The following is a 13157-nucleotide window of genomic DNA, read 5'->3' as shown; positions in this document are numbered from 1 at the left end:
CCTTTTCAAGGCGCGTTGACGAGTGTCCAAGTAATCGTTGAGTAATATGGTTGTGCACGTGGTGTTTGTGTTTGTAAATCGAGAACAATCCCTTCATCAGAAGGATAAGAAAGTGTCGTCGGTTCCGTTTCCATCACGCCGGATGTGATCAGTTGTGGACCTTGTTCAAGAGGCAACAGTTGTCCATCCGTCGTCCGAAAATGGACGCTGTTTTCGAGAACATCCCCCTCACCTGTCTGTAACGGTGTTGCGTTGGCGAGGAGTCGCCACGGATAACCGAGTGCCCGTTCATGCGACACAATCAATGTCATCATCGTCTGGCGATTCACCGTTCGCCTCGCTTCGTGGAGGGGCACACTCCCAAAATCGATCGTGGAGGGCACGGTCAAATAAAACAGAGGACCGTCGAGCGTAAGCGTCCATGAATCGCTCCCGTCGGAAAGGATTTCAATGTCCACGATTTCGTTCGTCATATGGCTAAAGAACGTATATTGCTGTGGGTGCCCTATAGGTAACGAAGACAGCGTAAAGCTGATGTTGAAGCGGTACGTGGAGTTCGAAAGAAGAGAAACACTTAGTAATTCGTTGGCATTAAAAATAATTTGTCCGCTTGCAGCATCGATTAAAAAATCATCACGTGCTAGCGTTCCTGACCGTCTCCCAATTTCAATCCCGAGTAAACTGATGGAAGGCACATCATACGTGCCTGTTAAACTCGCTTGATTGACATAAGGCATCAGACTGATTGGAACTTTAAAAATGACATATCGATCTTTTAAAAGGTTCAAGTTCAGAACCCCACTTCCCGTCGCCGTGAGCGTCACACGATCAGCGTATGACCCGTTCAAGGTCAGGTTATCTAATAACGATATCCCAGCTACTCCTGATGCCTTTGCTTCATTTTCTGCCTTTTCCTCTACCGCTTTGTCCGTTGACGGAGGATCTGGAGAAGGCGTGTCTTCAACCGGCACATCTTCCGTCGGGATTTTCTGATTTGGTTCTGCAGATTCGGTGACAGGTGGGACTTCTACTGAATCGTCGAGTTCCTCCGTTTCAGGTACGATTGCATCCGAATCGTCCGGTATCGAAATCTCTTCTACCGATTCGGGATTGTCCTTTTCATCCGTATCACTTTCAGTTGACGGAGAGGCTTCTGGCGATGGCGGAAACAACTCCAACGAATCAGGTTGAATCACCTCTTCAGAGGGGGACTCTTCTGCACCTGTGTTGGGTGACGGATCATCCTCGCATGTCATACACGTCGCTTCGTAAACAATCGGATTATTTAAACATACGAATCCAATTAACATCATCACGATCAATAAGTACTTTTTCCTCATACTCCCTCCATATTTATGCGACCAAAGAAACAAGGTTCTACATACAGTATATCCATTATCAGACAATTCAAACTTTATTTATGTAAGATTTACTCTTTTATGGCTTCTTGATTGCACTAAAAAATCTCTCTGCGATGCGGAGAGATTTTTCACTGTTGCATGGTCTTATTCCCCATAAACGCTTCCATCGTCGCCGACGTGTCAGAAGAGATTCCTTCTCTTCGTAACACTTTGTAGGCGGTCCGAATCACGATCCACCAGTCGCCCCAAAAGGTCACATGTTCGACGTAACGGACATCTAGTTTAAAGCGTTCTTCCCACGATAAGCGATTGCGACCATTCACTTGAGCAAGTCCGGTCAATCCAGGTCGCACCTCATGACGTCGTTTCTGTTCCACACTATATCTAGGTAAATATTCGACAAGGAGCGGCCGGGGACCGACAATCGATAAGTCCCCTTTGATGATGTTGATCAGACTTGGTAACTCATCGATGCTAAGGGAACGTAACTTCTGACCGAATGGTGTCAAACGCTTGTCATCGGGAAGCAGTTCTCCCTGTTCATCTCGTTCCTCTGTCATCGTCCGAAACTTGATTAAATGGAATACGACGCCATCCTTACCCGGGCGTTCCTGTAGAAAGAAGATGCGGCCACCGAGCTTGATTCGAATCATCACACCGACAACGAATAAGATTGGGCTCAATACGAGTAGTGCGAGCGATGCTAAGGTGAGATCTTGCATTCGTTTAAAATGACGTTCATACATATTGAACCTTCCCCTTTCTATAGAGAAGCGTACATTTTTTCGTAGTAATCGCGATAAGCTCCCGTTACGACGTCCTCCACCCATTCTGGGTGCGTGCGATACCATTCAATCGTCTCTTCCATTCCCTGTTCAAACTGATAACGAGGTGTCCAACCGAGCTCTTCCCGCATTTTAGAGGCATCGATCGCATAACGTCGGTCATGACCAGGTCGGTCGGTGACGAACTGAATCTTATCGTCCGATAATTGAAACACTTGTAAAATCGTGCGAACGAGTTCGAGATTCGTCTTCTCGTTATGCCCACCGATGTTATACACCTCACCGAAGCGACCTTTCTCCCGAACGAGATCGATGGCTTCACAATGGTCTTGAACGTGTAGCCAATCCCGAATATGTCCACCATCCCCATACACAGGAAGCAGTTTCCCAGTCATGCAATGATGGACCATGAGCGGAATCAGTTTTTCTGGGAATTGATACGGTCCATAGTTGTTGCTACAACGTGTTGTTTTAACAGGAAGTCCGTACGTTTCATAGTACGAGCGGACAAGTAAATCCGAACTCGCTTTTGATGCTGAATACGGGCTATTCGGTGCAATCGGTGATTTTTCCGTAAAATAACCGGTCTCGCCGAGTGAGCCATACACCTCATCTGTCGAGACGTGAACGAAACAGACACCCTCTCGGTACTCCCGACTGTATTTGTCATCCGGATGCAGTTTCCAGTGACGCATAGCTACATCTAACAGCACTTGTGTCCCGAGTACGTTTGTCGATAAGAACAACTCAGGCTCGAGGATACTGCGGTCGACATGGGATTCTGCCGCAAAGTGGACGACCTCATCCACTTGGAACAATGTGAACAATTCGTCAATCGCGGGACGATCTCGGATGTCTACTTTTCGAAACACGTAGAGCGGGTCGGTCTCAAACTCCTGAATGTTATTCAGGTTGCCTGCATACGTCAGCGCGTCGACGTTAAGAATGCGGGACGTCGGATGTTTTGCCCGATAGTGTTTTATGAAATTTGAACCGATGAACCCGGCTCCGCCAGTCACTAGGATCGTATGCATTTGTCTGTTCCCCTTCCTCTACGAGTGAGATTAAATATTGACCATAGTCGGTCATTTTGAGCGTCAAGCCGATGTCCCGAAGCTGTTCACGTGTGATAAAACCACGTCGCCACGCAATTTCTTCGAGACAAGCGATATAGTAGCCTTGTCGTTCTTGCACCGTCTGGACAAAGATTGAAGCTTTGATCATGCCTTCCGGCGTCCCAGTGTCGAGCCATGCCATCCCCCGACCGAATAGGACGACGTTCAGCTCGCCCCGCTCGAGATACATATTGTTAATGGATGTGATTTCAAGTTCTCCCCGTGGTGACGGTTTGACTTGTTTTGCGAATTCGACGACTTGATTGTCATAGAAGTATAGGCCAGGTACCGCATAGTTCGATTTTGGCACGGCCGGTTTTTCTTCGATGGACACGACGCGATGATTCTCGTCAAACTCGACAACACCGAACGCCCGGGGATCTTTCACAGGATACCCGAACACCGTCGCGCCTTTCGTCTTCGCTTGGGCGTCTTTTAAGAATCGGGTCAAGTCAGGTCCGTAAAAGACGTTGTCACCTAAAATGAGACAGACCGAATCATCGCCGATGAACTCTTCTCCTAATATGAAGGCATCGGCTAAGCCGACGGGTTTCGTCTGGACTTTATACGAGACGTCAATCCCGAGCTGATGACCGTCACCGAAGAGGCGTTCATATCCTCCAATGTCTTGAGGAGTAGAGATGACGAGCACTTCTCGGATTCCTGCGAGCATTAAGACCGACATCGGATAATAGATGAGTGGCTTATCGTAAATCGGTAAGAGTTGTTTCGATACAGCTTTTGTCATCGGATAGAGGCGTGTTCCGTTCCCGCCCGCTAAAATGATTCCTTTCATCGTGTCATCATCCTTTCTCTCAAGATGTCACAAATTCGCGTGACGTCGGTCGGTGTCAAATCGGGATAAAGTGGCAACGTCAGAACGCGATTCGCGATTTGTTGGGCGACCGGCGTTCGGCGGCTCGCAAATCGATTTTCCATCCAGTCGTAGTCTGTCACGAGCGGATAAAAGTACTTTCTCGTCAACACACCTTTTGCAGCCAGTACCGCCTCCATCTCGTCTCGACGATTGATTGCATCCGTGAACACGATTGGATAGTAGGAATGATTCGGATGGACGCCTGGTTGATATTCGAGTACACGAATCCCCGGGATTCCTTTCAAAGCGGCGTCATACAGTTCTCGAACCTGCTTCCGCTTCGCCATCACTTCATCGATATGACGAAGGTTACACAGTCCCATCGCCGCTTGAAATTCATTCATTTTGGCGTTCCCACCTGGTTCTTTGACGGTTTCAGGACCGGTGACCCCAAAGTTTTTTAGTCGCTCGAAGCGTTGTTTAAATGCCGGGTCATTGAATGTGAGTGCCCCGCCCTCAATCGTATGGAAGACTTTCGTCGCATGAAAACTGAACATCGAGACATCTCCGAACGTTCCAATACCACGTTCGTTCACCGTCACACCGAACGTATGGGCTGCATCATAGATCACTTTCAACTTATGTTTTTTCGCGATTGCCTCAATGGCCTCGACATCACATACATTTCCATATACGTGCACCGGTAGAATGGCGGATGTTTTTGATGTAATCAATCGCTCGATTTTTGAAGCATCGAGCGTATAGTTGTCTGCTCGAATGTCTCCAAAGACAGGTGTCAGTCCTTTTCGAATCAATGCGTGTGTCGTCGAGGCGAACGTAAACGGTGTCGTGATGACTTCCCCTGTCAATCCGAGCGCCTCGATTGCCGCCTCTAACGCCAAGTGACCGTTCGTGAAGAGCGCTACCTGTTCGACGTTCAAATAGTCTTTCAGTGCTTGTTCGAGTTGTTGGTGCTTCGTCCCGTTGTTCGTTAGCCATTTTGACTCCCATAACGATCGAATCTCTTCCACATATTCTTCGAATGGAGGGAGTGCCGACTGAATGACCGGAATGACGGGCTCATGCGATGGTAGCGGTGGTGTACTCGACTGAAGATCAACGATGTGCAACATATGCTCCCTCCTAAGTCGGTTGATGATTGGCGACAAGTTCGTAACGATGAAGCATCTCATGAATGTGTTGAGCAGAGCAGTTCATCATGCAGTCGATGATGGACATGTAAGGCAGATACGTATCCGTTCCCTGCCTGTAAGCTGGGAGATCTGACTGTAAGAAGGATAACGCCACCCCTGATTTTTGGAACGATTCTTCATCATATAGTGCCCTACCGTTGATGGCATTAATGTAATGGGTCGCGCCGAGTTGTCTGCAATAGTCCAGGATCCGTTCCTGCCCTCTCAACGTCGGGTCTCCATTAAGATCTGACGTATAGAGAAACGTCGTGTCGATGTGGAGATAACGAGCGACTTCTTGTAGACTTTGAGCGAGATAGATCGCGACGTTTCGTTCTGGATTCGAAAGCGCGCGTTCGAGAACCGGCATCGCCTCATTGAAATAAGGTGCTTTTTGATATGCATGATGCAGCTGTTTGATTTGTCGCACAACCGTCTCTTCCGCAAGCGCTCGTTCATGTTCACAAATCAACTTGTTCTGGCTCATCTTTTGAATGGATAAGGTGAATGGATGGGGTTCACCGTCCATCACGATCTGATTCCGATGAATCCATCCCTTTTTGATAAATTGGACATCGTCGAAGATGACAAATGTATCGACGGCGTGCATCAGTTGGAAGTAGCCGATGTAGGGGAAAAAGTACGGCTGCATGATGGCGACTTTCATACGAACACTCCTTCACGAAATGATTTGCTTCTCCCGCAACGTGTCATAGTACCCTTTTGCCGTCACATCATTTCGATGGAACTTCACGAGCTCACGAGAGAGTTTGCCGTGTTCGATCAAGCGTTCGGGATGCGCCAAATATTGCTCGATTCCCGCTTCGATCGACTCCACCGTGACATCACACATGTAGCAATTCTCACCATCTACCGAATGATGGGATACGTTGTTGATCTGATTGCTGATGACGACCCCCATCCCGGAAGCCCGTGCCTCGATGATTGTCCCGTTCCCGTTCGAGTAAGTCGCCGGGAGAATCAATATATCGGCTTGTTCGTATACGATTGGCATCTCGTCCCACGCCCGAATCTCATCTAAGAAATGAACGTTCTCGAGATGGTGTTCTGCGATGTATGCTTTACAGGCTTCGAGTTGTTGACCCGAGTGGTTCAAGTAAAGCTCCAAGTTGTATCGTTTCGATAAATTGCGATACGCCTCGAGGACGAGCAGTGGTTGATACCGTTCGACCAGGCGATTCGCGAACAATAACTTGAACGTGTCCCCATGTTTCTTATGACGGAGACCATGATCGAAATAGGCATCGATGTCTTGTGCATACGTGGCATGCACGACTTTATCCGGGTCGAACTGCAGCTCCCGTTTGAACTGATCGACTGCGACCGTCCCCATGCCGAAGTATAAATCCGCATCTTTGAACATCCAGTGCAATAGCTGAGTTTTTCGAGGGTTATCAACCCGATTCATCAATCGGTCTGACGGGTCATCGTCGTTTTGAAGGGGTCGGAGCGGCTCACTCATGACGACCGTTTTGATCCCTAACCGTTTTGCCACTTTTGTGATCAATGCGTGCATCGGCATGAATCCCCCGAGCAAGATGATGTCAGGCTTGAAACGAATGAGTTCAGGAATCAATCCGAGTGAGAGATAGCTCAGTTTCGGGAACCGTTTCGAATACTTTAAAATCTTACACTTGTCTCCGAGTGGGATTTTCCACCAGTCCGGTCGATTCGCATCCAAATGTTCATAAAACCAAAACTCTGCATCGAAATATTCTTCTAAGGCGTAACAGAGCTTCACTTGGTACGGAGACGCGATATTACTGATAAAGACGAGCTTCTGTTTCATCGTTTATCCCTCCTTGACGACCTGTCTCGGGTCGACGCTACCTTTCCATACTTCACGTCGAACGTAATCCGTATAAGACAAGAGGATGCGTACGACCTTGTCTGAGACGTTCGGCATACTGTAGTCGCTGACGAGTCGTGGGCGTGGTTGTGACAAGACGACGGAGATTCCTTGGAGGATGCGCTCTTTCTCGAGCCCGACCATCAGGACGGCCCCTTCCTCCATCGCTTCGGGACGTTCATGACTCTCGCGGATATTGAGACCTCGCAACCCGAGAATCGAAGACTCTTCACTGATTGTCCCGCTATCACTGAGGACCGCCTTCGCATGGAGCTGTAAGTGATTGTAGTCGATGAAACCGAGCGGCTTGAGCAACCGGACGTGCGGATGGAACGTGATGTTCAACTCTTGGATCCGCTTCATCGTGCGTGGGTGTGTACTCACGATGACGGGAAGGTCGTACACGTCAGCTACCGTATTCAAACTGTCCACGAGCGCGATAAACAACTTGTCCGAATTGATATTCTCTTCTCGGTGAGCCGAGACGAGGAAATAGCCCTCCCGCATCAAGCCGAGTCGGTCGAGCACGTCCGACTGTTCGATGGCCTCACGCTTGGAGTGGAGCACTTCATACATCGGACTCCCTGTCTTGATCACCCGTTCTGGTGGCAGCCCTTCACGAAGCAGATATTCCCGGGCAATATCGCTATACGTCAAATTGATATCTGACGTATGGTCCACGATTTTACGGTTCGTCTCTTCTGGGACGCGCTGGTCGAAGCAGCGATTGCCCGCCTCCATATGAAAAATTGGAATCTTCCGTCGTTTGGCGGCGATGGCCGTCAAGCAAGAGTTCGTATCGCCAAGGATGAGGACCGCATCCGGACGCTCCTGTTCTAAAATCGGGTCGATATGGATCAAGATGTTGCCGATTGTCTCCATCGGACTACCTGTCGCGGCATTTAAAAAGTGATCTGGCTTTCTTAGTTCAAAGTCTTCAAAGAAGACCTCATTTAATTCGTAGTCATAGTTTTGTCCGGTATGCACAAGGATGTGCTCGATGGCTTCAGATTGTTCAAGTTTATGAAGGACGGCCGACAGACGAATGATCTCGGGTCGCGTCCCGACGATGGTCATCACTTTGAGCTGTTTCATCTTGCACCTCCATGAAATAAGTATCCGGACGATTCGGATCAAACGCTTCATTGACCCACATGACCGTCACCAAATCTACCGTTCCAACGTTTTCGATACTGTGCGTATAGCCGACCGGGATATCAATGACGCGCATCATCTCGCCCGTCACATAATACGAATGGACGACGTCCTCCCCGACTTTTCGAAAGTGAATGTTCGCTTCCCCGCTGACGACTAAAAACTTTTCGTTCTTTGTATGATGCCAGTGGTTTCCTTTCGTGATCCCGGGCTTGGCCACATTGACGGAAACTTGACCGCGGTCAGGTGTCCGAAGGAATTCGGTGAACGAGCCCCGGTGATCCTCATGCTTCCGTAAGTCATATCCGAATGCGTCGACCGGCAAGTAGCTGAGATACGTACTGTAGAGCTGCTTCGTGAAGCAATCATGGAGCGCAGGGACGGCTAGATTTTTCCGACTATCGCGGAACGTATAGAGAATGTTTGCTAAACGCTCTAGCGAAACGGGGTCATGTGTGTCAACCATCTGATAGCCAGGCTTGACCGGATGTTCCAACACGTTCACGAAAGCTTCCACGACGTCATCGATATAAGCAAGGGTGACGGTGCGATTCGGATCATGAATCTCGACTGCCTCTCCTTTGGCGACCCGGTCACAAAATGTGGCGACGACACTGTTATAATCCGGCCGACTCCATTTCCCGAACAAGTTCGGAAGTCGATAGATCATCACCTGACGTCCTGTCCGGGTCACTTCATCTAATAGCAACTGCTCGGCTTGACGCTTACTTTGTCCATATGGGTTGTCGAGCTCGGCTTGAACGGAAGACGCGTAAACGATTGGTGCCGAGTTATCGACTTGTGTCAGGACATCGAGCAGATGTTTCGTCAAGCCGACATTCCCTTCGAAAAACTCGCGCTCCTCTTTCGGACGATTCACCCCAGCTAGATGATAGATGAAGTCTGCATCACGACAGAAGTTCATGAACGTCTCTTCTTCCGTATCACGTGTTTGAGCAAACACTTCATACCCGGCCGCTTCGAGCGTCACCTTCAAATTTTTTCCGACGAACCCGTTCGCGCCTGTGATGAGAATCTTCATGAGACTTTCACCCAGCTTTTCAACTCTTGTTGGATATAAGGAAGCTTCATGAGCAGTTGTTTCACTTGTTCGACGTTCAATTGCTCGGTGTTCGCCGAGTTATATTCGCCTTCGACGGTCAATTTTTGACTGCCTTCGCTGAAATATTTTTCATAGTTCAAGTCTCGTGTATCCGCAGGTACCCGGTAAAAACCGCCCATGTCTTCGGCGACCACATTCTCTTCTCGCGTCAAAAGTGTCTCGTACTGTTTCTCCCCGTGACGTGTCCCGATGACTTTGATCGGGTTGTCGACACCGAACAGTTCGATGAGCGCCTGTGCCAACGTTCCAATCGTGGAGGCCGGTGCTTTTTGGACCATGATGTCTCCTGCGTGTGCGTTTTTGAATGCGAAGACGACGAGTTCGACGGCGTCTTCTAAACTCATCAAGAACCGTGTCATGAATGGATCCGTCACCGTCAACGGCTCACCTCGTTTGATTTGTTCGACGAAGAGAGGAATGACAGAACCGCGTGATGCCATGACGTTACCGTAGCGTGTCCCGCAGATGAGCGTCTGGTCGGGACGAACCGCTTTCGCTTTCGCCACGAACACTTTTTCCATCATCGCCTTTGAGATGCCCATCGCATTGATTGGATAGGCGGCTTTGTCCGTCGAGAGACAAATCACTTTTTTCACGTGTTGCTCAACGGCTGCCGTTAAAACGTTATCTGTCCCAAGTACGTTCGTCTTGACCGCCTCGAGCGGGAAGAATTCACAAGACGGGACTTGTTTCAATGCCGCTGCGTGAAAGACGTAGTCGACTCCGTACATGGCGTTACGAACACTGTTCACGTCACGGACGTCACCGATATAAAATTTGAGCTTATCGTCCTGATAGAGCTTACGCATATCGTCCTGTTTCTTCTCATCGCGTGAGAAGATCCGAATCTCTTTAATGTCCGTTTTGAGGAAGCGTTGCATGACCGCATGACCGAACGACCCAGTCCCTCCTGTGATGAGTAACGTCTTATCTTGAAACATTGCAGATCCTCTCCTTCATGATGTAAATGGCTTCTATCGGTGATTGGAAAACTATTGCAATGAGTGGATATTAACGTGATACCCTTCTCCTACAAGAATCTGAAAGATATGTGTATCATTTTTTTGAAAGATGGCTTAATGGCGCGTTCCCATAATTAGAAAAAGCATCCTCGATTGGGATGCTTAAGATGATCGGCGTAATAACCCGGTGATGAGCTGTTTTTCATCCTCCCGAAACGTGAAGAGCCACAAGACGAGGATGTAGGCGACCCCAAGCACCCCGGCTTTTAGCAAGAAGAGAAACAGTGAATTGACAGGGAACGTTTGCTGAATCATCCAGCCTGCCACACCTAAGACGATGAGAGCCGGCATAATCTTGAGATGACACTCTTTAAAGAAGCGCCACATGTTTAGCTGAAGAATCCGGAGATAGACCCAGTTCATAAACAAGATGGTGCCAAAGACATTCCCGATTAAGATGGCAACGGCCGCTCCAATAGCCCCATAATGCGGCGACAAGATGGAAGATAGGATGACGCTGACGAGGGCGACAATCAAAGAGGCGAACGCGCGATATTTGATTTGGTTCGTCGCAATCAATGTCGTGTAGGCAATCTCTTGGGTCAATGTGATGAACCCTGGGGCGATCAAGAAGAGCGCCACCCAGTAAGACGTATGGAACGATTCGCCGACCCACAATCGAATAAACTCTTGTCCCATCGTCATGAAGCCGACGATGATCAAACCGACAATATAGAGTTGAATCCGCCCGACACGGATGAGCAAGTTTTCTAAATCCCCGTGCCGGTTACTCGTCGTCATCCGTGTGACTTTCGGAAGAAAGAGCGAGCCGATGGCAGAGGAGATGGTCCAAACGTATCCTTCGATGACCATTCCGATGGAGAAGAGTGCAATTGAGGCACTCCCCGCGACCGCACCCAAAATGGTCGGGGTGATGTTGAGGATGAATCGCTGCGCGAGTGCAATCAACGTCGTCCAAGACGAGAAGGAGAAGATGTCCCGATACATCGTGCGGCTCGAATAGAGGAACTCGACGACGGTATCCGTCCGTCGCATCAAGTAAAGTCCTTTCCCGATGATGATGGAGAGTCCGACGAGCGCGTTGACGAACACGAGCGCATATAATCCATATCCGAGGAGGAGCGCCCCAATCATCAAGACGACCGTGAGCACTTTTTCAGATAAGTTGAACCAGTTCAAGACGACGAATCGTTCATTCGCAATCAAGATACCGTTGAACGGTTTTGTCGGAAAGAGGACGACGATATAAAAGCCGACCATGATATAGAGCGTCTTCAGTGTATCGATTTCACTCGCGGACAAGCTCGCATAAATCGTCTCGATCATGACGTATACACCGACGAGCACGAGACCGATTAAGATGGCGATTCCCGTGAACAGTTTGAAGGCGACACCTAAAAAACGAGACGCCCGCTCTTCGTCACCGAGCGCGTGATAATTGGATAAGAAGCGCGATACGGCCGCTTCAAGCCCGAAGTCGAGGGCGAACATGCTGACGAGCGAGATGGACAGCATATAGAGTCCGTAACTGGCTTGTCCGATTTCGGCGATCATCCACGGCGTATAGATCAACCCTGCTAAAATGTTGAAGCCGATGGCGGTATACGACATGAGGGCACCGATTTTGATTTGACGTGAGCTGCGTTGTTCATCGAATTCCACTTTCGTCGCCATCTCGACTTCCCTCCTTTATTTTTGCTGCCAGAAGAATAGATAAATCGGTTCGTTTCGGACGAATAGGAAGAGTAGCGCTGTGATGGCCACGTAATAGACGAGCAGGCGCTCCCTTCGGTCAAACGATCGTAAGATTTCTGGAATGAGAAGCATGATAAAGACGGAGAAATATTGAACGACGCGCATCATCGATGGGTTGATGAAGGTGAGCGGCAAGAAGCAGAGTGCGAGCAACAATGCGTTGATATAATGGACGGCATGCGGGTTGTTCGCAATCATCTCGTCTTTTCGCCAGACAGCGACGATGGTGATCAAGAGGAGGAGTAACGAAAAGTTGAGCGTCCCAGCTCCCGCGTAGTAATCATATTGATCATACCCGCTGATGATACGAAACAGTTCAAACAGGTGTCCTCTAAAGACGAATAAAAATGGGATGAGCGCCCCCATGAAAAGAAGATAACGGCTCGTCAATTGCTTGTTGGCCAAGAAATAAAACGGTATGAAGACGAGTGCGGATTTATGAATGGTCGCTGCGAGAAGGACGATGAGTAGGAATGGCCAAAACCGGCGCGCCTTCACGAACCCATAACCAATCATGACAGCGATGGCCGTCGCAATCGTCTGACGGATTCCCGTAATGGCAAAGAACGCATAGAATAAGGTCGAAAAGATGATGAAGCTAAGTAACGGTTCCGTCGAGTTGCGATAGATCCAAATCCCGAACGGTACAAGGAATAGAATCGCGACAATGAGCAAGTACCATTGATAGTTATCCGTCACGAGCTGGGTCGCTTTTTGAAGAACGAAATAGCCTGGGTCTCGATCGTCCCCACTTTCGAATAAACCTTTCATGAAGTTGTTTCCGATCTGCTCCCACGACATGACTTTCGACTGGTCGTACATCCATTTGTACTGCATCGTATCCGCCCCGACACTCAGATGCCGGAAGCCAGACAACACGATCCATTGTACGGTCGCAATGATTACGAACAACAATTTCCCGTTTCGAATGCCGTCATCGCGAAGGAGCAACGCCGCCCATGCGATGAGGAGAATGAGGTTGATCAAATAGATGAGCATG

12 protein-coding genes are annotated in these 13157 nt (G+C 49.0%); all 12 read right to left on the bottom strand.

Annotation, left to right across the window (positions count from 1 at the left end):
* Nucleotides 1-5 precede the first annotated feature (5 nt).
* The gene (locus ACQKD4_RS02235; protein WP_427372335.1) at nt 6-1340 is read right to left on the bottom strand and encodes a hypothetical protein; all 1335 of its coding nucleotides are present in this window, start codon (nt 1338-1340) and stop codon (nt 6-8) included.
* Nucleotides 1341-1489: 149 nt separating this feature from the next.
* Entirely contained in the window at nt 1490-2128 is a 639-nt protein-coding gene (locus ACQKD4_RS02230) for a sugar transferase (protein ID WP_427373259.1), read from the bottom strand.
* Nucleotides 2125-3180 (bottom strand): dTDP-glucose 4,6-dehydratase, encoded by a 1056-nt coding sequence (rfbB, locus tag ACQKD4_RS02225; protein ID WP_427372334.1) that lies wholly within the window; start codon nt 3178-3180, stop codon nt 2125-2127. Before rfbB ends, ACQKD4_RS02230 begins: the two co-directional genes overlap by 4 nt.
* The gene (rfbA, locus tag ACQKD4_RS02220) at nt 3086-4057 is read right to left on the bottom strand and encodes a glucose-1-phosphate thymidylyltransferase RfbA (RefSeq protein WP_214874795.1); all 972 of its coding nucleotides are present in this window, start codon (nt 4055-4057) and stop codon (nt 3086-3088) included. Before rfbA ends, rfbB begins: the two co-directional genes overlap by 95 nt.
* The gene (locus tag ACQKD4_RS02215; protein ID WP_427372333.1) at nt 4054-5211 is read right to left on the bottom strand and encodes a DegT/DnrJ/EryC1/StrS family aminotransferase; all 1158 of its coding nucleotides are present in this window, start codon (nt 5209-5211) and stop codon (nt 4054-4056) included. The genes rfbA and ACQKD4_RS02215 overlap by 4 nt, the downstream gene beginning before the upstream one ends.
* A 10-nt stretch (nt 5212-5221) precedes the next feature.
* Nucleotides 5222-5938, bottom strand: a complete 717-nt coding sequence (locus tag ACQKD4_RS02210) for a WbqC family protein (RefSeq protein WP_427372332.1) — start codon at nt 5936-5938, stop codon at nt 5222-5224.
* A gap of 12 nt (nt 5939-5950) precedes the next feature.
* On the bottom strand, nt 5951-7081 hold the full coding sequence (locus ACQKD4_RS02205) for a glycosyltransferase family 4 protein (protein ID WP_427372331.1): 1131 nt from the start codon (nt 7079-7081) through the stop codon (nt 5951-5953).
* 3 nt (nt 7082-7084) lie between these two features.
* On the bottom strand, nt 7085-8236 hold the full coding sequence (gene wecB / locus ACQKD4_RS02200) for a non-hydrolyzing UDP-N-acetylglucosamine 2-epimerase (protein ID WP_427372330.1): 1152 nt from the start codon (nt 8234-8236) through the stop codon (nt 7085-7087).
* Nucleotides 8163-9338, bottom strand: a complete 1176-nt coding sequence (locus ACQKD4_RS02195; protein WP_427372329.1) for an NAD-dependent epimerase/dehydratase family protein — start codon at nt 9336-9338, stop codon at nt 8163-8165. The genes wecB and ACQKD4_RS02195 overlap by 74 nt, the downstream gene beginning before the upstream one ends.
* Nucleotides 9335-10360 (bottom strand): polysaccharide biosynthesis protein, encoded by a 1026-nt coding sequence (locus ACQKD4_RS02190; RefSeq protein WP_214784377.1) that lies wholly within the window; start codon nt 10358-10360, stop codon nt 9335-9337. Before ACQKD4_RS02190 ends, ACQKD4_RS02195 begins: the two co-directional genes overlap by 4 nt.
* Before the next feature lie 183 nt (nt 10361-10543).
* Entirely contained in the window at nt 10544-12076 is a 1533-nt protein-coding gene (locus ACQKD4_RS02185; RefSeq protein WP_427372328.1) for an oligosaccharide flippase family protein, read from the bottom strand.
* 15 nt (nt 12077-12091) lie between these two features.
* Nucleotides 12092-13156, bottom strand: a complete 1065-nt coding sequence (locus ACQKD4_RS02180) for an EpsG family protein (RefSeq protein WP_427372327.1) — start codon at nt 13154-13156, stop codon at nt 12092-12094.
* Between the last annotated feature and the right edge of the window lies 1 nt (nt 13157).

This window comes from Exiguobacterium sp. NPDC077395, from assembly GCF_050269125.1.
GTDB classification, from domain to species: domain Bacteria; phylum Bacillota; class Bacilli; order Exiguobacteriales; family Exiguobacteriaceae; genus Exiguobacterium; species Exiguobacterium aestuarii_A.
Note: the sequence above shows the minus strand (reverse complement) of the source record. Positions and strands in the feature narration are given on the sequence as shown.